We start from the raw sequence: 26,672 nt of genomic DNA on the forward strand, positions 1-26,672 counted from the left end.
GATTTTGTCTTTGGGGAGCGGCAACTCGTGTCCGGTCGGGCCGGGGGCGTGCTCTAACGCATGACGCCGGAAAGGGAAACCCTTTTTGGAAATCCGGCGCCTAATCCTTTCGGAAGATCACCCTACCGAGCCAGCCCGTCAGCATGGCCAGCGATATCGCGAAGACGCCATAGAGGAAGGAATAATTGTGCGCGACACGGAAGATCGACTGCTCGAAACCGGATTTTCGGATTTCGAGCTGGGCTGAGCTTTCCTTGATGAACACGCCGCTCTTGAACAGGAAGGCGCGTGCCTTGTGGGTGCCGACCGGAACATTCGGTGCCAGCCTGACGGTGGCGCGGAACAGGTTCTGCGACAGGAATTGCACGCCGCCGACATTCTCGCTGTAGAGGCCGGTCGCTGTTTTGCGGCTGCGCAGCGCCGCGGTGAATTCCTCGATGGTCGCCGGGTTGTCGCCAGCGTCGGCCGGCTGCATGTAGAGGTTGGAGGCACCGAGCGACAGCTGCTTGTAGCTGTTCGGTTCGGTGATGTCCTGCAGCGGGCGCGTCGTCGCCACCGAATACGACATCGGCACATTCTCGAAGGTTTCGGACTCCAGGTTGACCCAGACGCCGAGCACCCGGTCCTTGCGGCGCACCACGACCGGGCGCGGCGGACCCTCGAGCACGACGATGACATCGTATCTGCCTTGACGGGCAACCAGCGGGTCGGGATTTTCCAGCGAACCGAAAATGGTCAGGTCGGCACCGGAAAAGCCGGCGGTGATCGAGACATTGTCGGTGGAGAGCCCGATCTGGATGCCTTCTACCGGTGGTGTCTGTGCCTTGACCGGAACGACGGCCGCAAGCAACGACAGGAGAATGGCGGTTGCGAACGCTTTCAGGCCCCTCATCAGTTGAGGCCCGTGGCGGTCAGCGAGTAGAGATTGGGCGGGGTGACGAAGAGGTCGATGGCGAGGCGGATCGCCACCGCCAGCACCAGCAGTGCCAGCAAGGCCCTGAGCTGCTCGCCGCGCAGCCTCTGGCCGGCCTTGGCGCCATATTGCGCCCCGGCAACGCCGCCCGCCATCAACAGGAAGGCCAGCACGACGTCGACCGTCTGGTTGGTGGTGGCATGGACCAGCGTCGTGTAGGCGGAGGTGAAGATGATCTGGAACAGCGAAGTGCCGATGACGACGTTGGTCGGCACTTTCAGCAGATAGATCAGCGCCGGCACCATGATGAAGCCGCCGCCGACGCCCATGATCGACGACAGGAAGCCGATGCCGGCGCCAAGACCCAGCACCGGGATGACGCTGACGAACAGTTTCGAGGCCCTGAACCGCATCTTCAGCGGCAAGCGGTGGATCCAGTTGTGCTGGCCGGATTTCTTCAGGACCGGTGCCGCACCGCTGCGCGTGGCTCGCAGCGCATTGACGCTTTCGACCAGCATCAGCCCGCCGACCGTGCCGAGCAGCACGACATAAAGCAGCGAGATGAACAGGTCGAGCTGGCCGAGCCTGCGCAGGAAGGCGAAGACGAAGATACCGCCGGTGGAGCCGACGATGCCCCCGGCCAGCAGCACGCCGCCGAGCTTGAAGTCGAGCGTACCTCGCTTCATGTGCGAAAGGACGCCGGAGAAGGAGGAGGCGATGACCTGGTTGGCGCCGGTGGCGACGGCGATCGCCGGGGGGATGTTGTAGAAGATCAGCAGCGGCGTGATGAGGAAGCCGCCGCCGACGCCAAACATGCCCGACAGGAAGCCCACTGCCGCACCCATGGCCAGCAGCACGAAGACGTTGACGGAAATTTCCGCGATCGGGAGATAGATGCCCACCCGTCAGTCTCGATCAGTTTTGCCTGTCGGTGAATGCAACCGTTGCGGGCATCTTGACCCGACAAGCCGATTTGTTCTTGCGCCGGAGGTGCTACGAAGTCAAACCGCGCAGCATTGCCGAAACAAAAAACATCTCAATCAGTTAACAGGCAAATGTGTGGCAAGGGCGTCGTGGAAGCGACGCATCTGCCGTTATTTGCGCGCCAGCAGCGCCTTGACCAGTTTTTCGTCGACCGTGCCGGTCGCCGGCAGCTTGTTATCGGTCTGGAAAGCCATGATCGCGGTCTTCGTCTTCTGGCCCATCCTGCCGTCGGCGTCGCCCGCATCGTATCCATTCTTGTTGAGAATGCGCTGGATGTTCTCGACGGCCTTCTTCATGTCGACGCTGGCGGTCGTCTGCGGCGTGCCGTTCTGCCAGGATTCGGGAATGTCGACCGAATTGGCTGCCGCATCCAGCGGCTTGGCCTTCCACAGTTCGGCTGCGGCGCGGGCGCGTTCGAGCTGCTCGGGCCGCATCGCATTGGCGATCTCGTCTCGCTTGGCCGACGCATCCTTGTCGCCGGTCTTGGCGACGAGCGCGAACCATTTGTAGGATTCCTCGAGGTTCTGCTTCATGCCGACGCCCTTGGCGGCGAGGATGCCGAGGTTGAACTGGCTGTCCTTGACGCCGACGTCTGCCGCCGCCTGGAACCAGTGCGCGGCCGACTCATTGTCGGTGACGCCATCCGCGGCCATGGCGAACAGCACGGCCAGGTTGTGCATGGCGCTGGCGTTGCCCTGCTCGGCGGCGAGCTGGTACCAGGTCTTCGCCTTCTTGATATCGCGCGCGACGCCAATGCCCTTCTCGAAGAAATTGCCGATGCGGTATTCAGCCGGCGCGAAGCCGAGTTCGGCCGACTTCTCGTACCATTTGGCCGCTGCCGCCATGTCTTCCTTGACGCCGCGCGACTCGGCGTAGCGCGAACCGACCTCGAACAACGCCTTGGCGTCGCCATTGCCGGCGGCATCGCGCAAGGCGAGTGGGCCAACGTCGGTGGGAATGTCGAACTTCGCCGTGGCCTCCGCCGGCGAAGCGTCCGCGGGTGGAACCGCGCCCGTCGTGTCCTTGGCAGTGTTCGGCTCGGCCGTCGTAGGCTGGGTGCCGGTATCGGCATCGGTCGCTTCCGGGACAGGAGCCGGACCAGCCGGGAGCGCTGCAGCCGAAGCTGTCATGTCGGGCGCTGCCGGGCTTGCGTCGGCAGGCGTCGCCGAAGCAACAGGCGCGGGAGCAGGCTCGGTTGTCGGTGCCGCATCCATCGAAGGCTCGATGCTTGGCGGCGTGGCCATCGTGCCTTGCGCGCCCATGTCATCCTTGGCAGCCGGTTCGGACGGCTCGGCCTGTCTGACGGCACGGGCCGGTCCGCTTTCCACGGCCTGCGGCTGAACGTCCGTCTTCGGCTGGCTAGCGGCATCGGCCGAGGCGGTTTGCACCGGTTGCGAGGCGACGATCGGCGCGGCGTCGTTGCTCGCCACCTGCGCGGGATCGGCGAAGAAGGCCTTGCCCAGCTGCAGGCCGGCGAGCGCCAGCATGATTGCGGCGGCCGCCATCAGGATCGGCTTGCGCCGCGCCTTGAGCAGGTCGCCGATCCGCAGTGCCTTCACCGGTCCGGTCATCGTCGATTGGCGCTTCAGCGCATCGGCCTCGGCGGCCGCCGCTTGCGCCGCGCGCCGCGCTGCGGCGATGAAATCCGATTTAGCTGCATCGGTGTCGCTTGGCTTGGCCGGCTGGCCGCGCTCGTCGCGCACGCGCTTCATGATGGCATTGAGGTCAGGTGCGCCGGAGCCGGGCTCCAGCGGCCGGTTGGCCAATTTCGGGTCGAGCGGTTCGTCGAGGTCGACGCTCGGTGTCGGGGCAATCGGCGCCGAGCCGGCCAGCGGCGGAATGTCGGCCTCCTTCTTGCCCCTGAATGCACGTGCCAATCCGCCGAACAACGATTTGCGGCCACCTGCCTGTTCGCTTTTCTCGGCGATGGTGTCGGAACTGAGGGCAGCCAGGGCTGCGGCAGCGGCGGCTTCGGCCGGTGAGCGCATGCCCGGATCATCGCGCAGGATAGCGGCGGCGCGGCCATCGAGATCGGCCATGTCCCCGGTCAGCGGCATCGGCTGATCGATATCCATTGACGGTGCCTCGACGGCCATCTTGGATCGGCGCGCACCGCGCCGGCTGTTCGGTTCGACCGCAGCTGCATCCAGGAGTTCGCTCACCGCCTCGACCGGTTCGCCGGGTTCCAGCGACCCCAGCCGGTCGACGATCTTGAGCAGCGTGTCATGGATGGCTTCGAATGTTCTCGAATTGCGCTCGTCCGAGCGCCGCGTCAGCGTTTCGAGTGTCTTCAGGTCCTGGGCGAGGCCGGAAACGGCCGTCGCGTTGGCACTCGACCCGGCCAGCGAACGCACCGCGTTCTCGGCCGCTTCGCGCGCCGCGCCGAGGATGGAATCGCGGGTTCCGGACAGCGACTTCTCGATCTCGTCGAGACGCGGGCTGATGTCCTCGAATTCCGGCAACGGCGTGCTGGGCCTTGAAAGGTGAGCGGACAGGCCGGCGACCTGCGCCTCCAGGCTGCGGATCAGCGCCGGATCGATGCCGGCCACCTGCGCGGCCGATGCGTCCAGCCGGCTTGAAATATCTTCGAGCCGGCTTTCCAGGCCGCGGATCGCGGCTTCGCCCGCGGGATCGGGAGCACGCGTTTCCAAGCGCTTGGCCAGCGCGGTGAAGCGGGCGTCGATGGCTTCCATGATGCCGGCGCTGTCGACGTGCGGCATGCGCTGGTCCAGCCTGTCGGCAACCTCGTCCAGCCGCCGTTCGAGATCTCGAAACAGCATGTTGCCCTGTTCGATGGCGTCACCCTGGCGACGTTCCATCATGCCAGACAGCACGTCAAAGCGTTGCTCCAGGCCATGGAAGATATAGTCGGCGTCGGGCATCGCAGGCGCCTGGTCGATCTTGTCGGCGATGAGCGCGATCTGCTTGGCCAGGCGCTCCATCGCCTGCTCGGGCAGGTTGGCGCGACCGGCGAGCTCGTCGACACGGCTCGACAGCGTGCTCAGCCGGTCCATGACCGCGTTGCCTGGGCGATCCTGCGCCACTTCCTCGATCTGTTGGGCAAGCGAGTCGATCCGCTTCTCGATGCGCTCGAATGCCTCGTGGTCGAATGTATTGGCTTGCGCGGCAACCGTCGAGGCGACGATGGCGCGGGAGATCTCGTCCAGCCGCTCGTCGATCATGCCAAGCGTGTCGCTGCCACGATTGTCCTGCTGGCTGGCGAAATGATCGACGGCGCCGGCAAGCGTGCGGACCTTTTCCTCGAGCGAGCGCAGCGACAGCGATTCCGGCAGGTTGTTGACGGCGTTGCTGATCTGCTCCAGCCGGTCGGTCAGCATTGATAGGCCGGGGTCGTCGGAGCGCTTGCGCTGGTCGGCGTCGACGCGATCCTCGAAGGCGGTCCAGCGGCGATCGAAATCGTCCCAGCGGCGGTCGACTTTCTGCACGCTCTCCTCGCGCGCCAGCGTGTCGAGCGCGGCCTTGACCTGTTCGAGTTCGAGCCGCAGCATGTTGACGCTTCTGTCGTCGCTCTTCTCGGCCAGTGTCTGGATGGCGCCGGAGAGTCGTTCGAATTCAAGGCCGAGTTCGGCGCTGCCCTTGGCCGAGGCGCCCGGCCTGGCGCCCGACTGGAAAGCCCGCTCGATGTCCTTGCGCAGCGCTTCGAATTCCCGCTGCAGCCCAGCCGTCATCTGGTGGCGCAGTTCCTCGCGCATGCCGCGCAACTCGCCGGCGATCTTGCCGACCATGGCAACGCCGTCCTCCTGGCCACGCACGCGATCGATGTCGCGGGCGATGGCCTGGTAATTCTGCCCGAAGGCGGCGGCGGGCTGCGCCGGGCTCGTCGGGCGCGGCGCCGGCTGCGGATCCTCGTACCAGCGCTGCTGGGCAGACGGTTGGGCGGCGGGATAGCGCGCATCGGCCCCGTATTGGCGGGGCTCGGGACGTGCCAGCGGGTCTTCGTGCGTACGCTCCAACCGCTGCTCCAGCGTTTCGAGGGAACGGTTCAACTGCTCGAGCGTGGTCTGCGGCCTGCGCTGCCTGCCGGCGTTGAGTGTATCGAGGTAGGACCGCTTGCTGTTCATCGGTGCGTCCGTCTTTCAGATTGGCTGGCTCGCGGCCAGTTCCCCCAAGTCCCTGTCGGAACGAGGCGACAGCGGCTATGCCGCGGTGGAAGACGAGCTTCCCGGGCTCTCACCCGCGCTCCGAAAAACCGTGAAAAATTCGATACAGGATAACCACGGGTAGCCGACGCGCCCACATTTCGCCCAACGTGGTAAACAACGCGTTAACCAAACTTAAGAAGTTGCAAGGATGTCGGATGCCGGCAGCACGGTGCGGCATAACGCTCGCAGCGCAGAACGCCCTTGCGTCATGAGGCGGCTATCGGTATAGAATTGACGTAAACGTAAAAGGCGCCCTGAGCGTGCTTTTGCGATTTGTTTGTTGAAACCACGACCGGAAGCAAGCCCCCGCTTCCAGTCAGGCGACGCACGGTCCAGGACCGCGACGCCACCAGACGGGGAAAGCCAGTGACCATGAAGCTTATCTCGGCCGGCGAGACCGCGGCCAATACCAACAATATGTCTGTCGAAACCGGCGAGGACCTTGTCCGCATCGGTGAGATGGCCAAGAAATATGGAGTGACGCTGCGCACGCTGCGTTTCTATGAAGACAAGGGCCTGCTCAACCCGCAGCGCGACGGTTCGACCCGTCTCTACACGCGCCGCGACAAGGCCCGGCTGAAGCTGATCCTGCTTGGCCGCAAGGTTGGGTTCTCGCTGCGCGACGTCAAGCAGATGATGGACCTCTACGATCCGACCGGCTCCAACACCAAGCAACTGCGGCTGGCGCTGGACAAGTCGGAAAAGCAGCTTGCCCGGCTGCAGAAGCAGCGGGCGCTGATCGATGACGCCATCAACGAGCTGAGCGGCTCGATGTCGGCGGTGCGCCAGATGCTGGCCGAGCGTTCGGCGCCGCAGGCGAGCGTCGCGGGCTAACTCATCCGCTGACTGTCTGACTATCAAAGCCGCGTGGCCCTGCCGCGCGGCTTTTCGTCGTCTTGGCCGCGGCCCAATGCAGCCTCTCGCCGCTAGCTTGTGCAACGGCTCGCCGCTACGTTCACCGCGCGGTGGGCGGGAAATCTTGTCGCATCGAAAAAATTGACGTTTACGCAAACGTCAATTTTTGATATCCCGCTCGCAACATGGGTCCGCATGCCACCCTTGGTAGACTTCGGGGGCATTCGGACAGGTCTGCAGGGGTGGAGGAAAAGCATGCCGACATACAGGGCTCCGGTCCAGGATACGCTGTTCGTGCTCAACGAGGTGCTGGGCTATCAGCGCTATTCGAACCTTCCCGGATTTGCCGACGCCACGCCCGATGTACTGGAGGCTATTCTCGCCGAAGGCGCCAAGCTTGCCGAAAACGTCATGCATCCGCTGAACCGTGTCGGCGACATCGAAGGCTGTGTCCGCCATGACGACGGTTCGGTGACAACGCCGAAAGGTTTCAAGGAGGCCTTCGACCAGTATCGCGAGGGCGGCTGGATGGGACTGGCCGCACCCGTCGAGTTCGGCGGCCAGGGGCTGCCCTACGCGGTGCACACCGCCGTTGCCGAATATATGGTGTCGGCCAACATGTCGCTGATGATGTATCCGGGCCTGACGCAGGGCGCGATCGCGGCGATCATCACCCACGGCACCGACGAGCAGAAATCCAAATGGCTGCCGAAGATGGTTGAGGGTGCCTGGACCGGCACCATGAACCTGACCGAGCCGCATTGCGGTACCGATCTTGGCCTGCTGCGCACCAAGGCGGTGCCGAATGGCGATGGCACCTACAAGATTTCAGGCCAGAAGATATTCATCTCGGCCGGCGAGCACGACATGTCGGACAACATCGTCCATCTGGTGCTGGCCCGCATCGAGGGCGCGCCGGAAGGCGTCAAGGGTATCTCGCTGTTCATCGTGCCGAAGCTCATGCTCGACGCATCGGGCAATCCGGGCAACAGGAACACCGTCTCGTGCGGCTCGATCGAGGAGAAGATGGGCATCCACGGCAATTCGACCTGCGTCATGAACTATGACGAGGCCGAAGGCACGCTGCTCGGCGAGGCCAATGGCGGCTTGAAGGCGATGTTCACGATGATGAACGAGGCGCGCCTCGGCGTTGGCCTGCAAGGGCTGTCGCTGTCGGAGATCGCCTACCAGAACGCCGCCGCTTACGCCAAGGACCGCTTGCAGGGCCGCTCGCTGTCGGGGCCGAAGGCGCCGGACAAGAAGGCCGACCCGATCATCGTTCATCCCGACATCCGCCGCAGCCTGATGACCATGAAGGCCTTCAACGAGGCCGGCCGCGCGCTGGCGCTGTGGACGGCGATCAAGTCCGACATCGCCCACCGCTCTGGCGACGACAAGGATCGCCAGGCCGCCGACGACTACACCGGCTTGATGACGCCGGTGGTCAAGGGCGTGCTCACCGACAAGGGGTTCGACCACGCCGTGATGGCGCAGCAGGTGTTCGGCGGTCACGGCTACATCGAAGAGCACGGCATGAGCCAGTTCGTGCGCGATGCCCGCATCGCCATGATCTATGAAGGCGCCAACGGCATCCAGGCGCTCGACCTTGTCGGCCGCAAGCTCGGCTTGAATGGCGGCCGCGCCGTGCAGGCCTTCTTCAAGGAGGTCGGCGAATTCTGCGAGGAAAACCGTTCCGACGAGAAGATGGCGCCTTTCACCAAGGCGCTGAAGAAGGGCCTCAACGACCTTCAGACCGCCACCATGTGGCTGCTGCAGAACGGCATGGCCAAGCCCGACAATGCTGGCGCTGCCTCCACCGATTTCATGCATCTCTTCGGCCTTGTGGCGCTGGGCTACATGTGGGCGCAGATGGCCAAGGCTGCGCTTGGCAAGACGGGGGCCAACGGTTCGCAGTCCTTCTACGACAACAAGGTTGTGACGGCGCGCTTCTTCATGGAGCGGATCATGCCGGAAACCGGCGCTCATCTCGCCCGGATTTCCAGCGGTGCCGACACGCTGATGGCTCTGCCGGCGGAAGCGTTCTAAGCTCGAACGCCGGCACCACCGGCCCTGTCTGTCGATACGCGGAGGAAATCGTGGCGACAAATCCCGCTGAAGTGCTCTCTTTGCCGACGCCCGCCTGGGCGGCGGACGAGGTCGGCATGCTCTACGACATGGCGCACCGCTTCATGTCGGAGGAAATCGCGCCGCGCTACGACGAATTCGAGAAGAACGAGATGGTCGATCGCGAGAGCTGGTTGAAGGCCGGCGCTGCCGGTCTGCTCTGCGCCTCGATGCCGGAGGAATATGGCGGCTCCGGCGGCACCTTCGCGCATGAGAGCGCCATCATCGAGGCCATTGGCCATGTCGGTGTCGATGGTTTCGGCATCGGCCTGCACAACTCGATCGTGGCGCCCTACATCCTCCACTACGGCTCTGAAGAGCAGAAGAAGAAGTGGCTGCCGAAGCTGGCGACCGGCGAGCTGATCGGCGCCATAGCCATGACCGAGCCGGGTGCCGGCTCCGACCTGCAGGGCGTCAAGACGCGCGCCGAGAAGGATGGCAACCAGTACAAGATCAACGGCTCCAAGACCTTCATCACCAATGGCCAGCTTGCCAACTTCGTCATCGTCGTCACCAAGACCGATCCGGAGAAGGGCGCCAAGGGCACCTCGCTGATCGTCGTCGAGACCGATGAGGTCGAAGGCTTCCAGCGCGGCCGCAACCTCGACAAGATCGGGTTGAAGGCCAACGACACCTCGGAGCTGTTCTTCAACGATATGCGCGTGCCGACTTCCAACCTGCTCGGCCATGAGGAAGGGCAGGGCTTTGTCCAGCTGATGCAGCAATTGCCGCAGGAGCGGCTGCAGATCGGCACCGGCGCCATTGCCATGATCGAGCGCGCCCTGGCGCTGACCATCGACTACGTCAAGGACCGCAAGGCGTTCGGCAAGGCGGTCATCGATTTCCAGAACACCCAGTTCAAGCTGGCCGAGTTGAAGACCGAAGCGACCATCGGCCGTGTCTTCTACAATGATTGTGTGACCCGCCACATCACCGGTGGCCTCGACCCGGTGACGGCGTCGATGGCCAAATACTGGCTCAGCGACCTGCAGGGAAAAGTCGTCGACGAATGCCTTCAATTGCATGGCGGCTATGGCTACATGAATGAATACCCGATCGCCCGCATGTTCCGCGACGCTCGCGTCCAGCGCATCTACGGCGGCACCAACGAGATCATGAAATTGCTGATCGGACGCTCGCTCTAATGCATGTCGCCCAAAAGTTTTCCCGGTTTTGGGAGATCGACATGCATCAGTCTAAAGCCGTTCGATAAACCCAAGGAGCAAAAGATGGCCGAAGCTTATGTCTATGACGCTGTGCGCACGCCGCGCGGCAAGGGCAAGAAGGACGGATCGCTGCACGAGGTGCCGGCGGTGCGGCTTGCCGCCAGGACGCTCGAAGCCTTGCGCGATCGCAACGGGCTCGACACCGGCAATGTCGACGACATCATCTTCGGCTGCGTCGATCCGGTAGGCGAGGCGGGCTCGGTCATTCCGCGCGCCGCCGCCTTCGAGGCCGGCTATGACACCAAGGCGCCTGGCATGCAGATCTCGCGCTTCTGCGCGTCGGGCCTTGACGCCATCAATCTCGGCGCTGCCAAGATCGCACAGGGCGCGGACGACATCGTCATCGCCGGCGGCGTCGAATCGATGTCGCGCGTCGGCATGGGCGCCTCCGGCGGCGCCTGGTTCATGGATCCTTCGGTTGGCCTGCCCGGCTGGTTCGTGCCGCAAGGCATCTCGGCCGACCTGATCGCCACCAAATACGGTTTCTCCCGCGACGACGTCGACGCCTATGCGGTCGAGAGCCAGAAGCGCGCGGCAAAGTCCTGGGCCGATGGCCGTTTCAAGAAGTCCGTCATCCCGATCAAGGACCAGAACGGCCTGACCATCCTCGACCATGACGAGCATATGCGCCCGTCGACCGACATGCAGTCGCTGGCCTCGCTCAACCCTTCCTTCGTCATGCCTGGCGAAATGGGGGGGTTCGATGCCGTCGCGGTGCAGAAGCATCCGGAGGTGGAAGAGGTCAACCACGTCCACCATGCCGGCAATTCGTCCGGCATCGTCGATGGCGCTGCCGCCGTGCTGCTCGGCTCGAAGAAGGCCGGCAAGGCGATGGGGCTGAAGCCGCGTGCTCGCATCCGTACCTTCGCCAACATCGGCTCCGAACCGGTGCTGATGCTGACCGGCCCGGTCGACGTCACCGAGAAGCTGTTGAAGCGTGCCAAGATGAAGCTGTCGGATATCGACCTGTTCGAGCTCAACGAGGCCTTCGCCTCGGTCGTGCTGCGCTACATGCAGGCCTTCGACATCGAGCACGACAAGATCAACGTCAATGGCGGCGCCATCGCCATGGGCCATCCGCTCGGCGCGACCGGCGCGATGATCTTCGGCACGGTGCTGGACGAACTCGAGCGCCGCGATCTCAACACCGCACTGATAACGCTGTGCATCGGTGCCGGCATGGGCACCGCAACGATCATCGAACGCGTCTGATAGGGGAGAGAAATCATGAGCTACACCAATTTCACCCTCGACATCGACGCCAACGGCATTGCGCTGGTCACCTGGGACATGCCGGGCCGCTCGATGAATGTCTTCACCGAAGAGGCGATGCTGGAACTGAACGCCATCGTCGACACGGTGGCGGGCGATGCCACCATCAAGGGGGCGGTGATCACCTCTGGCAAGGACAGCTTCTCCGGCGGCGCCGACATCACCATGCTGCAGAAGATGCTGACCAACTTCGCCACTGACAAGGACAAGGATGTCGAAAAGGCCACCAAGGCGCTGTTCGACAATGCAGGCACTATGACCGGCCTGTTCCGCAAGCTGGAAACGTCAGGCAAGCCCTGGGTGTCGGCGATCAATGGCACCTGCATGGGCGGCGCCTTCGAACTGTCGCTCGCTTGCCACGGCCGTGTCGCGGCCGATAGCGACAAGGTCAGGATGGCGCTTCCCGAAGTGAAGATAGGCATCTTCCCGGGCGCCGGCGGCACCCAGCGCGTACCGCGGTTGACCGATCAGCAGCAGGCGCTGCAGATGCTGACGTCCGGCCAGGCGTTGTCGCCGCAGAAGGCCAAGTCGATGGGCCTGATCCATGAGATCGCCGAACCGGCCAAGCTGGTCGAAACCGCGAAGGCGATGATCAGGAACGGCCTGAAGCCGGTGGCGCCGTGGGACGAGAAGGGTTTTAAGCTGCCCGGAGGCCAGATCTATTCGCCAGCCGGCTTCAATCTATGGCCGCCGGCCATCGCGATCCTGCGCCGCGAGACCTATGGCAATTATCCAGCTGCCGCCGCGATCCTGAAATGCGTCTATGAAGGCCTGCTGGTGCCGTTCGACACGGCCCTGCGCATCGAGCAGCGCTATTTCACCGAGATCATGCAGACCCAGGAAGCGGCGGCGATGATCCGATCGCTGTTCGTATCGCTGCAGGAACTGAACAAGGGCGCGCGTCGCCCGGCCGGCGTGCCGGAAACCAAGTTCAAGAAGATCGGCATTCTCGGCGCCGGCTTCATGGGCGCCGGCATCGCCTATGTCACCGCCAAGGCCGGCATTCCGGTGGTTCTGCTCGACCGCGACATGGAGTCGGCCGCCAAGGGTAAGGCGCATTCCGACAGCCTGGTCACGGATCAGGTGAAGAAGGGCCGCGCCAAGCCGGAGGAGAAGGACAAACTTCTGTCGCTGATCACGCCGACGGCCGACTATGCCGACCTTGCCGGTTGCGACCTGGTGGTCGAAGCGGTGTTCGAGGATTCCGCCGTCAAGAAGAGCGCCACCGAGCAGGCGGAAGCTGTGCTTAAAGCCTCGGCCATCTTCGCCTCCAACACCTCGACCATCCCGATCTCCTCGCTGGCCAAGAACTCGGCGCGGCCGAAGAACTTCATCGGCATCCATTTCTTCTCGCCGGTCGACAGGATGATGCTGGTCGAGATCATTTTGGGCAAGAAGACCGGCGACAAGGCGCTCGCGACAGCCATCGATTTCGTCCGCGCCATCAAGAAGACGCCGATCGTCGTCAACGACACCCGCGGCTTCTACGTCAATCGCTGCGTGCTGCGTTACATGTCGGAAGCCTACAAGATGCTGATCGAGGGCGTGCCCGCGCCAATGATCGAGAATGCGGCAAAGGCCGCCGGCATGCCGGTCGGCCCGCTGGCTCTGACCGACGAGACGGCCATCGACCTCGCGCAGAAAATCATGAAGCAGACCATGCGCGATCTCGGCGACACCGCCGTCGACCAGAAGCAAATGGCGCTGATCAACACCATGGTCGACGATCATGGCCGCTTCGGCCGTAAGAACGGCAAGGGTTTTTACGACTATCCCGCCAAGCCGGCCAAGAAGAAGCTGTGGCCGGGCCTCAAGGATCTCTTCCCTCAGCTTGCGGCGGAGAAGGTCGATTATGAAGAGCTGCAGCAGCGGCTGCTGGTCACCATCGCGCTGGAAGCGGCCCGGGTGATGGAAGAGGGCATCGTCACCGACCCACGCGAGGCCGATGTCGGCTCGATCCTGGCCTTCGGCTTCGCGCCTTACACCGGCGGCGCGCTGTCCTATATCGACGGTATCGGCGCCAAAGCATTCGTCAAGATCGCCAAGAAGCTGCAGAAGAAATACGGCGCCGAATTCAAGGCGCCAAAGCTGCTGCTCGACATGGCCGAAAAGGGCGAGACCTTCTACGAACGCTTCGATCCCTACGCCAAGGGTGACGTGAAGCAGGCGGCCTGACGCTGGTCGATCTATGTCTGGGTGCGACGGCAGCGCTGCGCGCGTCTTTCGGAGGCGCAAAGGACGCTTGTCGCCCTTTGATTTGCGCATGATGGCCACGGCACGTAGCCGTGGCCGGCGCGCTTCAGCTTTCCCATGCGGTCCGTCGGTGATAAATTAGCTTTTGCTAACCTAAAGTTGGCAGAAGGACGTAATCGTCATGCGTATGATGCTGAGAGTTTCCATCCCGGCCGAGGAAGGCAACAAGGCGATCAAGAACGGCAGCATGGCCAAGTTCATCGAGCACACCTTGTCCGACCTCGGCCCGGAGGCCGCCTATTTCACCGCCGACGGCGGCCGGCGGACGGCCTATCTCGTCGTGGAGGTAAAGGACAGTTCGGATATGCCCTATGTCGCCGAGCGGTTCTTCTTCGCCTTCAATGCCAGCGTCGAGATGATCCCGGTGATGAACGCCGAGGAACTCAGGAAGGGCTTGCCGAGGGCGATGGCGGCGATGGCCGGATAGGTTCATCGGCGATCATTGGTGTCCGATCACTGAACCGCGCGGCGTTGTCGCGGCGGCACACAGTTTTGTCGGCGATCCGCCGGCTGCGCCCGGTGGACATGGCGGCGGTTGCGCGTTAGACAGGAAGAGGCATTTTTTCCTGTTTCGAGGAGAGCGAGATTGCTCTCGCATGACCGTGTCTGGGCTGCCATCGATGCTCTCGCCGAGCGCTATTCGCTGTCGGCTTCGGGGCTGGCCCGGCGCGCGGGGCTCGATTCGACGGCTTTCAACAAGTCGAAACGTCTGTCGTCGGATGGCCGGCCGCGTTGGCCGTCGACCGAATCGCTGGCCAAGATCATCGAGGCGACAGGGGCTACGCTCGACGAATTCATCGGCCTGATCGAGGGCAGGACCGGATCCGCATCGGTCGCCCTCAGGCGCTCCGTGCCGTTGCTCGGCTTTGCCCAAGCCGGCGCCGGCGGCTTCTTCGACGATGCCGGCTTCCCGGCCGGGCAGGGCTGGGATCTGGTTGAACTGCCGGCGCAATCGACCGAGAACTCCTATGCGCTGCAGGTGCAAGGTGATTCCATGCTGCCGCTCTACCGCAATGGCGACGTCCTCATCGTCGAGCCTGGCGCAATCGCCCGCAAGGGCGATCGCGTCGTCGTCAAGACAACCGCCGGCGAAGTGATGGCCAAGGTGCTCGAGCGCCAGACCGTCAAGTCGATTGCACTGGTCTCGCTCAATCCCGATCATCCGGACCGCGACATTCCCATGCGCGATGTCGAATGGGTGGCGCGGATTGTCTGGGCAAGCCAGTAGGCCCGGCTGGTGCGGCTCCCTCATCTTGTCCTGGCGGTTCTGATGGTGCCGGCGATGGCCGCCATGGTCGTCGCCGGCGGTCGCACGCTGAAGGGAACTGAAGGCGTAGTAACGGTGGATCAGGTCGATCCGGGCGCCGACACGATCTCGCAGGAGGGCACCGAGACGGTGCCCGCAGAACCGGCGACATCCGCCATAACCGCTCCGCAGCCGCCAAAGCCGGCGCCACATTCGAGGGCGATCGATCCTGAAATTATCGTACCACCGGAACTGCCCGCCGAAGGGCTTGAGCGCGTCGAGCCGCGCGAGCCGTTGAGCAAGCTGGCGCTGGCCGTGCCGCCCAAGCCGAAAATGCCCGACGACTGGAACGGGACAAAGCTGTTCCAGCCGGTCGCGCAGGCCGCCGGCCTGATCGAGGCCAAAGGCTATTCGGTCGCGGTGTCGGGCATCGACATCGTCAGGCAGGACGAGACCTGCAGCGATGACGGCAAATCCTGGCCGTGCGGTATCCGCGCGCGAACGGCGTTCCGCGCCTTCTTGCGTGGCCGCGCGGTGGTCTGCACCGTGCCGCCGGAGGGTGGTCGCGACCTGATCGCCGCCGAATGCCGGATCGGTAAGCAGGATGTCGGTCAATGGCTGGTCGAAAACGGCTGGGCCCGCGCCGCCAAGGGTGGGCCCTATGTCGAGGCCGGCGACAAGGCGCGCACGGCCAGGAAGGGCATTTTCGGATCGGCGCCGAACCTTTCCGGCATGCCGGCGATGCCGGCCGCACCCAGCCCGGCGCCTCAGGCGCCGAGCTCGATCCTGGAAGAGGTCGACGGCGTGCTCAAGCCAGCTGACCAGCCAGCGCCCGCTCAATGAGCGCCCGCGTCTCGGCAATGCCATAGAGCGCGGCGAACGAGCCGAAGCGCGGGCCGCGCTCCTGGCCGATCAGCACCTGGTAGATCATCTGGAAGAAGGCGCCCGACACACCGGGGCCACCTTCCGGGCTCTGCTTGGAATGATCCTGATAGCGTTCGATCCTGCGTGCGACATTGAGCGAAGCGTTCTGGATCGCTTCGCCGTTGGCGTCCGCCGGCAGCGCGCCAAGCGCCGTGTCGAGGGCTGCCAGCGCCTCGCGCTCGACCTCGTCGGCCGGGCGGAAGGTTTTCGACGGCTTCACGAAATCGTCGAAATAGCGGATCGCATGGCCGACCAGCTGGTCGAGCTCGGGATGCGTCTTTGGCGTCACCCCCGCGGTATGACGCGAAATGAAGCCCCACAGCACATCCTTGTTCTGCGCGTTGGAAGCGCTGACCAGGTTGAGCAGCAGCGAGAACGGCACCGGCATGTCGATGGCCGGCGGGTTGCCGTCATGCATATGCCAGACCGGGTTGCCCAGCCGCTCCTTCCAGTCCTGCCGCGGGTAAGCGCCGAGGAAGGTGTAATACTCGTCCACTGCTCTCGGGATGACATCGAAATACAGCTTCTTGGCCTGCCGCGGCCGCTGGTACATATATAGCCCGAGGCTCTCGGTCGGCGCATAGGTCAGCCACTCGTCGATGGTGAGCCCGTTGCCCTTCGACTTCGAGATCTTCTGGCCGTTTTCGTCGAGGAACAGTTCATAGACGAAATGCTCCGGCGCGCGCCCGCCCAGGATGTTGCAGATGCGGTCATAGACCACCGCATTGGTCTGGTGGTCCTTGCCGAACATTTCGAAATCGACGCCGAGCGCTGCCCAGCGCATGCCGAAATCCGGCTTCCACTGCAACTTCACCCTGCCGCCGGTGATCGAAAGCGTGGTCTCGGTGCTTTCATCGTCGAAGGTGATGGTACCGGCCTTGGCGTCGACATGCTTCATCGGCACGTAAAGCACGCGGCCGCTCTTCGGCGAAATCGGCAGGAACGGACTGTAGGTGGCCTGCCGCTCGGAGCCGAGCGTCGGCAGCATCACCGCCATGATCTGGTCATAGCGTTCGGCGGCGCGCAGCAGCATCGCGTCGAAGCGGCCCGACTTGTAATATTGCGTCGCGCTGGCGAACTCGTAGTCGAAGCCGAACGTGTCCAGGAAGCGGCAAAGCATCGCGTTGTTGTGATCGGCAAAGCTCGGATAATCGTCGCCGAAAGGATTGGGCACCGACGACAGCGGCTTGTGCAAATGTGGTTCCAGCGCTGCACGATCCGGCACGTTGTCGGGGATCTTGCGCATGCCGTCCATGTCGTCGGAAAAGCACAGCAGCTTGGTCGCAACCTTGTCCTGCGTCAGGACGCGGAAGGCGTGCCGCACCATCGTTGTGCGCGCCACCTCGCCGAACGTGCCGATATGCGGCAGGCCCGACGGTCCGTAGCCGGTCTCGAACAGGATTGTTTCAGGAAAGTCGGTGCCTTTGTAGCGTTCGATGATCTTCTTGGCTTCCTCGAACGGCCATGCCTTGCTCTCGGTCGCGGCCGCCAGCAGCTCGGGATTGAGATCGATGGTGTTTGATCCCGCCATGTCACAGTTTTCCAAATAAATCGCCGGTGTTGCCCGGAACAGGGGTTTTCAACCGGTCTCTAGGCGTGCGTGGCCGGAGCGTCAACGCGTGCAGCGCTTTTTCCTTGCGGTGCAGATACCGCTTTCCTACCTTCGGAGCCATTCAAGGAGTACAGAATGCCGTTGCCGACGCCGCATGAAGCGCTGATCTACCTGATGGTCATCACCTCGGCTTCCGACCGCGACATGACCGATGTCGAGTTGGCCCGGATCGGCGACGTCGTCCGCTCGTGGCCGGTGTTCGAGGACTTCAATCGCGACCGGCTGGTCAGCGTCGCCCAGGCCTGCCAGAAGATGCTTAATGAAAAGGACGGGCTGGAAGGCGTTCTTGCGCGGGTTGCCCAGGCCCTGCCGGAGCGCTTGCGCGACACCGCCTATGCCGCCGCCTTCGAAGTGGCCGCCGTCGATCTCGAAATGCGCATGGAAGAAGTCCGAGTGCTGCAGCTCATCCGCCGCCAGCTCGATCTCGACACGCTGACGGTCGCCGCTATCGGTCGTGCCGCCAAGGCGAGGCTGCGCACCCTGACCTAGGGCGCTGCCTTTCGGTTGGCTAGAAAAAGCTGACCGGGAAATAGCGCAGGTAGAATTCGGCGAACGTGCCCTTCATCGAGATCTCCTGCAGCGCGTAGTCGAACGCGGCGGCCAGTGCGGGGTCGTCCGCCCTGGTGGCGATGGCCATGCCCGAACCCAGATATTCGGGCGCCAGATAGGGACCGCCGGCAAAGCGGCAGCAGCCGGCCGCATCCGAGCCGCCCAGCCAGAAGGCCAGCCGCATGCCGTCGCCGAAGGCGGCGTCGAGCTTGCCGGCCTTGAGATCGGCATAGAGATCTTCCGGCCTGTCGAAAGGGACGATCTGAACGGTGTTGAAATAGTCGCGCAACATGCGCTCATGCGCCGAGCCGGCGAGCACGCCGACACGCTTGCCGCGCAATTTGTCGAAGACCGGTTCGGTCAGATCCTTGCTCTTCTGCGTGACGAAGCGGGCCGGGAACTGCAGGTAGGAGCGCGAGAAGGCATAGGTCGAGCGCGATTCGGGCGTTGCGGCGATGCCGGCGATGATCGCTTCGCCCTCACCTTTCTGCAGCGCGCCTTCGAGCTCTGCCCAGGGCAGGGCCTGGATCTGGCATTTGTCGACAATACCAAGCTCGGCGCAGATGGCGCGTGCCAGATCGATATGGAAACCGGACAGTTTTCCCGAGCCGTCGAGGAAATTGAAGGGCGGAAAATCCGTGGTCGTCAGGAAGCGCAGCCGGGGCAGTGCCGAGAGGTCCGGTTTTGGCAGCCGCTCCTTGGCATCCCACAGCACCGGCACCTGCGGCACCTGCGGCTCGGCGGCGGGCGCGGCACCGGCGACCGACAGCGCTCCGATCAGCAGCGACGCAAGAGCCAAAAACCTCCACTGGAACGCCACGATAAGACTCCGCCGCAGTCGTGTTGGCAGGTTTTGGTACGAAAATGACAAAGGTACAATGCTTTTTGATTTCAACGCGTCGATTTCAGGATATGCTTTAGGGAGTTTGCAAATAGCAGTGGCTGCCTTGGTTGGGGGACCAGGGTTGAGAACCACGACCGGAAACATGCGGTTTGCAATCCGTGGTCGGTGGTGAAGTGCAAACGAAGCACGCATCATTGGTCGCAATGCATGAGGCAACATAGGGTTGATGTTGCGATGGGTCAGTTCGATCGCACGCTGGAATTCATAGACCAACTGCAGCACGCCGGAACGGCGGCGGCAGTCTGCGAAACGTTGCTGGGTGTAACGTCGGATTTCGGGCTCACCGCGCTGATGGCGGGAACCGTGCCGCAGCCGGGCACGCCAAGCGGCCAGCAAAAGCAGCATGTGCTTCTCTGCGACTGGCCTGTTGAATGGCTGGAGCGCTATGTAGCGCGCAACTATGTCGATCACGACCCGGTCGTCAGCCACATGAAACAGCTGCAGGCGCCGTTCCAGTGGCGCGAAGCCTCACAGGGCGCCCGCATCGACAAAAGCAGCGGCGAAGTGATGGGCGATGCCGGCGCGTTCAAGCTGCGCGACGGACTGGCCTTCCCGCTGATCACGCTCGACGGCCAGATCGTCATGGTGTCGCTGGGCGGCGAGGCAGTCGAATTGTCGGCGGCCGAGTTCGGCATGGTGTCGCTGGTGTCGACCTATGCGGTCGGCCGCGCCATGCAGCTCCATACGATGGCGAGCAACACCATCGATCACATCGTACTGACGCCGCGCGAACGCGAATGCCTGCAATGGGCCGCCGTCGGTAAGTCCGAGTGGGAGATTTCGCAAATCCTCGGCATCTCCGAACACACCTCGGAGAAACATCTTCTTAACGCCAAAAGCAAACTTGGTGCCGTCAACCGGGTTCAGGCGGTCGCGGAAGCGATAAGGCGGGGCTACATTAGTTAGGTCGGCCGTGCCGGCCTAGCAATTCTAGCCTACGCGATCACGCAATTTTCTCATCGAAGCACGGCCGTATCTTCCTCTGAAACCAGGAGATGACGGAATGCTTTTTTCTCTCACAACCCAAGAATTGATGGAACGCCCGGACCTTTGGGAGGCGGTCCATCGCTTGCGCTACAAGATATTCGTCGAGGAGATGGGATGGGAGGACCTCAGGCGCCCCGACGGGCTCGAATGCGATCAGTTCGATCATGACGAGGCCGTCCATCAAATCGTCATCAGGGGCAGTGAAGTCGCAGGCTACCAGCGGCTTTTGCCGACGACGCGGGGACATCTGCTGACCGAGGTGCTGACCGACCTCTTTGAAGGAACGCCGCCCTCCGGACCCAACATCTATGAGTTGACCCGCTATGCAGTCGCTCCAGGTTACCGCGATGGCCGTCGCGGCGTGTCAACCGTCGGCACCGAGCTGATCGCTGGCTTCGTCGAGTGGGGACTGAAGCGCAACGTCAACCAGGTGATCATCGAGTTCGAGCCGATGTGGGTGCTGCGCGCATTGCAGCTGCATTTCCTGGCGACCCCGCTGGGCTATCAGCGCACCTATGGCAACCAGCAGGTCGTAGCCACCTTGCTTACCTTCAACGAGCACACGCTCGATGTGGTGCGTTCGCGCCGCAATCATTTTGCTCCCGTGCTGACCAGGGGATACCCCGACATGCTCGGCCAAAGGCGTGCGTCGTGAAATCGGAGACAGTCATGAGCCCCCATCCGCAACCAGAACTCCGCAACCACACGCTAATGGTCACCGTATCGTCGAATGACGGCCGGCCGGTGCTGGACAGAGGAGCCTATGAAAGCCTGGCAAAGACCTTCCATGAAGCCGCCGACGATGAGGAGGTGCGCGTCGTCGTGCTGCGCGGCCTGTCAGGCTGCTTCTGTCTCGGCGGCGATTTCTCCGAATTCCTTGACGCCACCAAGCACCAGAAACTGATCGCCGCCGTCACCGATCTGTTTCGCACGCTGGCGACGTTTCCCAAGCCCATCCTAGCCTGCGTCGATGGCGATGCCGTCGGCGTCGGCTGCACGATCCTGTTCCATTGCGACATGGTGATCGCGTCCGATCAAAGCACGTTCCGGGTGCCGTTCGTCGATTTTGGCCTGGTCCCGGATGCCGCGACCAGCATCCTGGCGCCGCAGAAACTCGGCTATGCCGGTGCTTTCCGCTTCTTCTGCCTCGGCGACACGCTTCGCGCCGAGGATGCCAGGGCGCTCGGCCTCGTCGCCGAGATCGTGCCGGGCGGCAGCGTCGAGGACGCGGCACTCGGCCGGGCGAGGCAGCTTGTCAAGAAGCCGGTCGCGGCCTTGCTGCAAACGCGGGGTCTACTCAAAGGCAACACCAGCGCGCTGTGCGACCGTATCGATCAGGAGATTTCGCTTTTCCAGCAGGCGCTGCAGGATGACACCACGCTGCGGCGATTGCAGCGCATAGCCCGGCTGGTGGCTTGAACGGTCGACCGAAAGGCCTCGATGACGAAAGCGCCGCGCGGCCTCTGGCTGCGCGGCGCAGAAGACGTCAGTCTTGCTTTCCGAGAAACGACGGCCCTTCGCCAATGATCTTCCTGTCTTCCTTGCCGATGATGTCGAGATCGCGCCCGTCATAGGGCAGCGACAGGAGGATGCGCCGAATGACCGCCAGCCGCGCGCGCCGCTTGTCATTGGCCCGTATGATGATCCACGGCGCGAATTCCTTGTGGGTGCGCTCGAACATGGTGTCGCGGACCTTGGTGTAGTCGTCCCACTTGGTGATGCCGGCAACGTCGATCGGCGAAAACTTCCAGCTTTTCAGCGGGCTGAAGCGGCGATCGTGAAAGCGCTCGAGCTGTGTCTCCCGGCCGATGTTCAGCCAGAATTTGAAGAAGTGGATGCCGTCATTGGCGATCATCCGTTCGAAATGCGGTGTCTCGTCGAGAAACTGCTCGTGCTGCTGCGGCGTGCAAAAACCCATCACCGGCTCGACGCCGGCGCGGTTGTACCAGGAGCGATCGAAGGTGAGGAACTCACCCGATGTCGGAAAATGGTCGACATAGCGCTGGAAGTACCACTGCCCCTGCTCGGTCGGGGTTGGCTTGGTCAGCGCCACGTTGCGCGCGGTACGAGGGTTGAGGTACTGGCGCAGCACGAAGATCGTGCCGCCCTTGCCGGCGGCGTCGCGGCCCTCGAACAGCGCCATCACCCTTTTGCCGGTCGACTGCAGCCACGCCTGCGCCTTGACCAGCTCGATCTGCAATTTCTCGAGCGTCTCGTCATACTCGTCGCTTTTCATCTTCTTGTCGTAGGGGTAACCGCCGGCGGTCAGCTTTTTGTCTTCGACCCAGTCGGGAAGTACGGGATTTTCAATGTCGAATTCCCGCTCCTTGCCGTCGATCCTGATCTTCAGCGGGCCCGAAGTCGGCGCGGCGGGAGTTTCCTTGGCTTTTTTCATCGAGACGAACCCTTTTCTGCTTCCGGACTCATGCTATTGGGAGCCACTACAGCACTTTTGATTTTGCGCATGATCCTTTCAGAAAATCGATTCCGATTTTCTAGGTCATGCGTTAGACCGGTCCAGCGGAAGTTCCCGTCACCGGTCGGGTGCGAGGCAAGGGTGCGGGCGCGCGAGCGAATGGCTGACCTGGACGCAGAGCAGAGAGGCATGGCGCAAGGCCTGGCCATCCGACTGTGCAACAGCCGCTGGCTGCTGATTGCCGGCGTCGTCGCGATTCTCGCCGTCTATGCTTTGGCCGCGATATCCGGCTTTGTCGTCCTTGCGGCGCTGGCGCTGCTGCTTGCAGCGGCAATGCTACCGGTCACCGGCACGCGCCAATCGGCCGAGAGCGCCGCGGCAATCGAGGCAATCGGCCTGCAACGGCTCTCCGGCGAATATCTTGCCGCCGCCGTCGCCGACCCGCTGATCATCTTCGACCGGACCGCCACCATCGTCCACGCCAATGCCGCCGCTTTCGCCGCCTTCGGCGGGATTGCGCCCGGTCTGTCGCTGTCGCTGAAATTCCGGGCGCCGGAAATGCAGGCTTTGCTGGACGGCGTGTTGTCGGGCGATGTCGCCTCTGACGTCGTCGACTATACGGAGAAGCTGCCGGTCGAACGGGCTTACCGGGTGAGTGCCTCCTCGGTCGGCCACGGCACCGATCTCTATGTGCTGGTGTTCAAGGACCAGAGCGAAGCGCGCAGGATCGACCGCATGCGCGCCGATTTCATCGCCAATGCCAGCCACGAACTGCGCACGCCGCTCGCCTCGATCTCCGGCTTTATCGAAACGCTGCGCGGACCGGCCCGCAACGACCCGGCGGCGCGCGACCAGTTCCTGCAGATCATGCAGAGCCAGACCGGGCGCATGGCGCGCCTGATCGATGATTTGTTGTCGCTGTCGCGGCTCGAGATGAAGCCCTATCTGAAGCCGGGAACCGAGGTCGACCTGCGTGAGACGGTCGATAGCGTCATCGATTCGCTCGGACCGCTGGCCAGGGAAAACAGCGTTATCGTCGAACGGGATTACGACGACGGCCCGCTTGACGTGCCGGGGGATCGCGACGAGCTCTTCCAGGTTTTCGAGAACCTCCTGGAAAACGCCTGCAAATACGGGCAGTCGGGCGGCCGCGTCGTGGTGTCAATCGCGCGCGGCGATGCCGGCTCAGAGCCAGGCATCGACGTGACCATCAGGGACTTTGGCCCCGGCATTCCCGAGGAACACATTCCGCGCATCACCGAGCGCTTCTATCGCGTCGATGTCGAGACCAGCCGCACCCAGAAGGGAACCGGCCTCGGTCTGTCGATCGTCAAGCATATCCTGACCCGCCACAATGCACGGCTTTCGATCAAGTCCGAATTCGGCAAGGGCGCTGCCTTCTCGGTTCATTTGCCGACGCACTGATACTGCCCTAGTTTTGCACTGGATCGTTTCTTTTTTCTGTCATCCGGCTAGCGTATCAGCGGGGATTCGAGGAAACGACTCAAAAACAAGACACCCCGTGGGAAGGCATTTTGCCATGCAGTCCGTGCATATCATGAGCGCCTATGACGAGGAGCTGAAATATCTGTCGAAGCGCATCGCGGCGATGGGCGGCCATGCCGAGCGTATGGTCGAACAGGCGGTTGCCGCCCTCGTCAATGCCGACCCCGGCCTCGCCCAGAAGGTCATCCGAGACGATGCCGTGCTCGATGAAGGACAACGCGAAATCGACGACAAGGCGATCATCATCATCGCCAAGCGCCAGCCGATGGCGACGGACCTGCGCGAGATCGTCGGCGCCATCCGCATTTCCGCCGACCTCGAACGGGTCGGCGACCTCGGCAAGAACGTTGCCAAGCGTGTAGGCGCCGTCACAGACGGACGCCAGCCGACCAGCCTGTTCCGCGGCCTCGAGGCCTTGGCCAACCTGGCGCTGACCCAGCTCAAGGAAGTGCTCGATGTCTACGCATCGCGCTCGGTCGACAAGATCGGCTTCGTGCGCGACCGCGACGACCAGATCGACGCCATGTACACGTCGCTGTTTCGCGAATTGCTGACCTACATGATGGAAGATCCACGCAACATCACACCATGCACGCATCTGCTGTTTTGCGCCAAGAACATCGAGCGCATCGGCGATCACGCCACCAACATCGCCGAGACCATCTACTACATCGTCACCGGCGAGCAGATGCCGGCCGAGCGGCCGAAGGGCGACAAGACCGACAAGATCAGCCTTTCCGTAACGCCTCCGGTTAATTGAACGGTCGCGCTCTCGAACCATCGTCCGAATTGCGCTAGACTTTCCGGGCTTTCCTGTATCCTCGTCCGTGGATTGGCTTCGGGAGGTTGTGATGGAAAATGTTCGGAACCTGACTCCGGCGCCTGCGCCGACATCCGGCATTATCGCTTGCGGCGTCTACACGGCTGGGCGTCGCATTGCCGACATTCCCATCGAGGAAGCCGGCGAATGGGCGAAAAAAACCGGTCATGTCGTCTGGATTGGCCTGCTTGAGCCCGACCGCAACCTGCTGCTTCGCGTCCAGGCACAGTTCCACCTGCATGAACTGGCGATCGAGGATGCCGAGCACCCGCACCAGCGGCCGAAGATCGAGCAATACGGCGACGCCTTGTTCATCGTCGCCCGCACCGCGCAGCTGATCGACGGCCGGGTCACCTTCGGCGAGACCCATTTGTTCGTCGGCAGCGGCTACATCGTCAGCGTCAGGCATGGCCCGTCCACGTCCTATGCCGCCGTTCGTCAGCATTGGGAAAGCTGCCCGCATTCGCTGGCCAAGGGCGAGGATTTCGTCCTCTACGCCATTCTCGATTTCATCGTCGACAATTACATGCCCGTGCTCGAGCAGATCGAGGACGAGGTCGAGGTGATCGAGGACAGGGTCCTCTTGAAGCCGATGACAGGTCCCGACATCGAGCGGCTCTATATGCTGCGCCGCGATCTTTTGCGCTTGCGCAATGCGGCACTGCCGCTGGTTGAGGTTTGTCGCCGGCTGACCAGTGCCGACCTGCCGCAGATCCACACCGCCATGCATCCGCTGTTTCGTGACGTGACCGACCATATCCGCACCGTGCAGGAAAAGATCGACAGTCTGCGCGAGGTGCTGGCGTTTGCTTTCGAGGCCAGCCTTCTGGTCGGCCAGAGCCAGGAGACGGCGATCTCCAAGAAACTTGCCTCCTGGGCCGCCATCCTGGCGGTGCCGACGGCATTCGCCGGCATTTACGGCATGAATTTCAGCGACATGCCGGAACTGAAGATGGAATATGGCTACCCGGTGGTGCTGGCCACGATCGCGCTGATCTGTTCGTTTCTCTACTGGCGCTTTCGCAAGAATGGCTGGCTGTGAAAGAAGCGAATAGCGAACAGGGAGTGGCGAATAGGGGAAAAACTGGATTGCCTCCTCGCGGACGCTCAATCAGTTCCTATTCGCTATTCGCTATTCGCTATTCGCTATTCGCTATTCGCTATTCGCTATTCGCTATTCGCTATTCGCTCAGCGACTCCGCCGCCGCTCCGATGCCGGCTGGAACGCCACGCGGGCGTGGTACTTGCAGTAGGGGCCGGTTTCGGCGGCTTCGTTGCCGCAGAAATTGAAGTCCTCCGAAAGCGGATCGCCGTTCGGCCATTTGCAGGTCCGCTCGGTCAGCTCGACGAGCTGCAGATGCCGTGAGATCGGCACCACGACATTCTCGACCGGGCGGATATAGTGGCGCGCCACCGGTTCGGCGTCGAACTGGGTCTGCAACGCCGTGGCGCCGATCGACGTCGTGACATGGCGGACGGCGCTTGCGGCGCGCGACACCGATTTCTGAACGGTCGATCCTTGCGCCGCCTTCTTCTGGCGTGCCGGCGTGGCGGTCGACCGACCGCGGCCCGACAGTTTCAGCCGGTGCACCTTACCGATGACCGCATTGCGGCTGACCCCACCAAGCTGCGCAGCAATCTGGCTTGCGCTCAGACCCTCGGACCACAGTTTTCTGAGAAGTTCTACCCGCTCGTCAGTCCAGTTCATGAGACCGCTCCTGCTAAGCGTGCGGCAATCGGAATCCACTCCCGGCCCGGCAACATTTGCCGGGGCAGACACCACATATATCTGGTGATTAGGTCCGCCGCACGAAATCTAGTTATTTCTTGACTACAACTACTCTATGCGCTGACTCGGTGACAAGAGTCCCAAGTGCAACACGAATCGGTTTTTTAGGTTTTCCCCAACTTGCCCGGT

At 62.9% G+C, this 26,672-nt stretch carries 22 protein-coding genes; 15 read left to right on the forward strand and 7 right to left on the reverse strand.

Going from position 1 to position 26,672, the window contains the following annotated elements:
- Positions 1–100: 100 nt before the first annotated feature.
- From AC1DZU_RS27810 to AC1DZU_RS27820, 3 genes are all read right to left on the reverse strand, one after another.
- On the reverse strand, positions 101–892 hold the full coding sequence (locus tag AC1DZU_RS27810; RefSeq protein WP_477289825.1) for a TIGR02186 family protein: 792 nt from the start codon (positions 890–892) through the stop codon (positions 101–103).
- Entirely contained in the window at positions 892–1,815 is a 924-nt protein-coding gene (locus tag AC1DZU_RS27815) for a sulfite exporter TauE/SafE family protein (RefSeq protein WP_095082339.1), read from the reverse strand. Before AC1DZU_RS27815 ends, AC1DZU_RS27810 begins: the two co-directional genes overlap by 1 nt.
- Positions 1,816–2,007: 192 nt before the next feature.
- Positions 2,008–5,979, reverse strand: a complete 3,972-nt coding sequence (locus AC1DZU_RS27820) for a peptidoglycan-binding protein (RefSeq protein WP_477289826.1) — start codon at positions 5,977–5,979, stop codon at positions 2,008–2,010.
- A 453-nt stretch (positions 5,980–6,432) separates the two neighbouring features.
- Between AC1DZU_RS27820 and AC1DZU_RS27825 the strand changes: the two genes are divergently transcribed.
- From AC1DZU_RS27825 to AC1DZU_RS27860, 8 genes are all read left to right on the forward strand, one after another.
- Positions 6,433–6,894, forward strand: a complete 462-nt coding sequence (locus tag AC1DZU_RS27825; RefSeq protein WP_095082335.1) for a MerR family transcriptional regulator — start codon at positions 6,433–6,435, stop codon at positions 6,892–6,894.
- Positions 6,895–7,170: 276 nt separating this feature from the next.
- Positions 7,171–8,961: an acyl-CoA dehydrogenase gene (locus tag AC1DZU_RS27830; protein WP_477289827.1), complete on the forward strand. Its 1,791-nt coding sequence runs from the start codon at positions 7,171–7,173 to the stop codon at positions 8,959–8,961.
- Between the two features lie 50 nt (positions 8,962–9,011).
- Entirely contained in the window at positions 9,012–10,184 is a 1,173-nt protein-coding gene (locus AC1DZU_RS27835) for an acyl-CoA dehydrogenase family protein (protein WP_477289828.1), read from the forward strand.
- An 84-nt stretch (positions 10,185–10,268) separates the two neighbouring features.
- Entirely contained in the window at positions 10,269–11,477 is a 1,209-nt protein-coding gene (locus AC1DZU_RS27840; RefSeq protein WP_477289829.1) for an acetyl-CoA C-acetyltransferase, read from the forward strand.
- Between the two features lie 15 nt (positions 11,478–11,492).
- Positions 11,493–13,712: a 3-hydroxyacyl-CoA dehydrogenase NAD-binding domain-containing protein gene (locus AC1DZU_RS27845; protein ID WP_477289830.1), complete on the forward strand. Its 2,220-nt coding sequence runs from the start codon at positions 11,493–11,495 to the stop codon at positions 13,710–13,712.
- Between the two features lie 199 nt (positions 13,713–13,911).
- Positions 13,912–14,217 carry a hypothetical protein gene (locus AC1DZU_RS27850; RefSeq protein WP_477289831.1) on the forward strand — a complete coding sequence of 102 codons (306 nt, stop codon included), beginning with the start codon at positions 13,912–13,914 and terminating at the stop codon, positions 14,215–14,217.
- Between the two features lie 159 nt (positions 14,218–14,376).
- Positions 14,377–15,018, forward strand: coding sequence for a S24 family peptidase (locus AC1DZU_RS27855; protein ID WP_477289832.1), 642 nt, complete (start codon positions 14,377–14,379; stop codon positions 15,016–15,018).
- Positions 15,019–15,027: 9 nt separating this feature from the next.
- Positions 15,028–15,879 carry a thermonuclease family protein gene (locus AC1DZU_RS27860; RefSeq protein WP_477289833.1) on the forward strand — a complete coding sequence of 284 codons (852 nt, stop codon included), beginning with the start codon at positions 15,028–15,030 and terminating at the stop codon, positions 15,877–15,879.
- Here the strand turns inward: AC1DZU_RS27860 and AC1DZU_RS27865 are convergent.
- Positions 15,845–17,491, reverse strand: a complete 1,647-nt coding sequence (locus tag AC1DZU_RS27865) for a lysine--tRNA ligase (RefSeq protein ID WP_477289834.1) — start codon at positions 17,489–17,491, stop codon at positions 15,845–15,847. The genes AC1DZU_RS27860 and AC1DZU_RS27865 overlap by 35 nt on opposite strands.
- A 156-nt stretch (positions 17,492–17,647) precedes the next feature.
- Between AC1DZU_RS27865 and AC1DZU_RS27870 the strand changes: the two genes are divergently transcribed.
- Positions 17,648–18,061: a tellurite resistance TerB family protein gene (locus tag AC1DZU_RS27870; RefSeq protein WP_477289835.1), complete on the forward strand. Its 414-nt coding sequence runs from the start codon at positions 17,648–17,650 to the stop codon at positions 18,059–18,061.
- A 19-nt stretch (positions 18,062–18,080) separates the two neighbouring features.
- Here AC1DZU_RS27870 and AC1DZU_RS27875 read toward each other — a convergent pair whose 3' ends face one another.
- Positions 18,081–18,941 carry a transporter substrate-binding domain-containing protein gene (locus tag AC1DZU_RS27875; protein ID WP_477289836.1) on the reverse strand — a complete coding sequence of 287 codons (861 nt, stop codon included), beginning with the start codon at positions 18,939–18,941 and terminating at the stop codon, positions 18,081–18,083.
- A gap of 258 nt (positions 18,942–19,199) precedes the next feature.
- Between AC1DZU_RS27875 and AC1DZU_RS27880 the strand changes: the two genes are divergently transcribed.
- The 3 genes from AC1DZU_RS27880 (at position 19,200) to AC1DZU_RS27890 (ending at position 21,431) form a co-directional block, all read left to right on the forward strand.
- On the forward strand, positions 19,200–19,931 hold the full coding sequence (locus tag AC1DZU_RS27880) for a helix-turn-helix transcriptional regulator (protein ID WP_477289837.1): 732 nt from the start codon (positions 19,200–19,202) through the stop codon (positions 19,929–19,931).
- A gap of 97 nt (positions 19,932–20,028) precedes the next feature.
- Positions 20,029–20,667 carry an acyl-homoserine-lactone synthase gene (locus AC1DZU_RS27885; RefSeq protein WP_095082315.1) on the forward strand — a complete coding sequence of 213 codons (639 nt, stop codon included), beginning with the start codon at positions 20,029–20,031 and terminating at the stop codon, positions 20,665–20,667.
- 14 nt (positions 20,668–20,681) lie between these two features.
- On the forward strand, positions 20,682–21,431 hold the full coding sequence (locus tag AC1DZU_RS27890; RefSeq protein ID WP_477289838.1) for an enoyl-CoA hydratase-related protein: 750 nt from the start codon (positions 20,682–20,684) through the stop codon (positions 21,429–21,431).
- A 67-nt stretch (positions 21,432–21,498) separates the two neighbouring features.
- Here AC1DZU_RS27890 and ppk2 read toward each other — a convergent pair whose 3' ends face one another.
- Positions 21,499–22,407 carry a polyphosphate kinase 2 gene (gene ppk2 / locus AC1DZU_RS27895; RefSeq protein ID WP_184877674.1) on the reverse strand — a complete coding sequence of 303 codons (909 nt, stop codon included), beginning with the start codon at positions 22,405–22,407 and terminating at the stop codon, positions 21,499–21,501.
- 180 nt (positions 22,408–22,587) lie between these two features.
- On the opposite strand from ppk2, the gene AC1DZU_RS27900 reads away from it, so the two are divergent.
- From AC1DZU_RS27900 to AC1DZU_RS27910, 3 genes are all read left to right on the forward strand, one after another.
- The gene (locus AC1DZU_RS27900; protein ID WP_477289839.1) at positions 22,588–23,853 is read left to right on the forward strand and encodes an ATP-binding protein; all 1,266 of its coding nucleotides are present in this window, start codon (positions 22,588–22,590) and stop codon (positions 23,851–23,853) included.
- 115 nt (positions 23,854–23,968) lie between these two features.
- Positions 23,969–24,694, forward strand: a complete 726-nt coding sequence (phoU, locus tag AC1DZU_RS27905) for a phosphate signaling complex protein PhoU (RefSeq protein WP_184877678.1) — start codon at positions 23,969–23,971, stop codon at positions 24,692–24,694.
- A 91-nt stretch (positions 24,695–24,785) separates the two neighbouring features.
- Positions 24,786–25,796 (forward strand): magnesium and cobalt transport protein CorA, encoded by a 1,011-nt coding sequence (locus tag AC1DZU_RS27910; protein WP_184877679.1) that lies wholly within the window; start codon positions 24,786–24,788, stop codon positions 25,794–25,796.
- A gap of 147 nt (positions 25,797–25,943) precedes the next feature.
- On the opposite strand, the gene AC1DZU_RS27915 is transcribed toward AC1DZU_RS27910, so the two are convergent.
- Positions 25,944–26,462 carry a GcrA family cell cycle regulator gene (locus AC1DZU_RS27915; protein ID WP_095082299.1) on the reverse strand — a complete coding sequence of 173 codons (519 nt, stop codon included), beginning with the start codon at positions 26,460–26,462 and terminating at the stop codon, positions 25,944–25,946.
- Between the last annotated feature and the right edge of the window lie 210 nt (positions 26,463–26,672).

This window comes from Mesorhizobium sp. P2_A12, assembly GCF_056405075.1.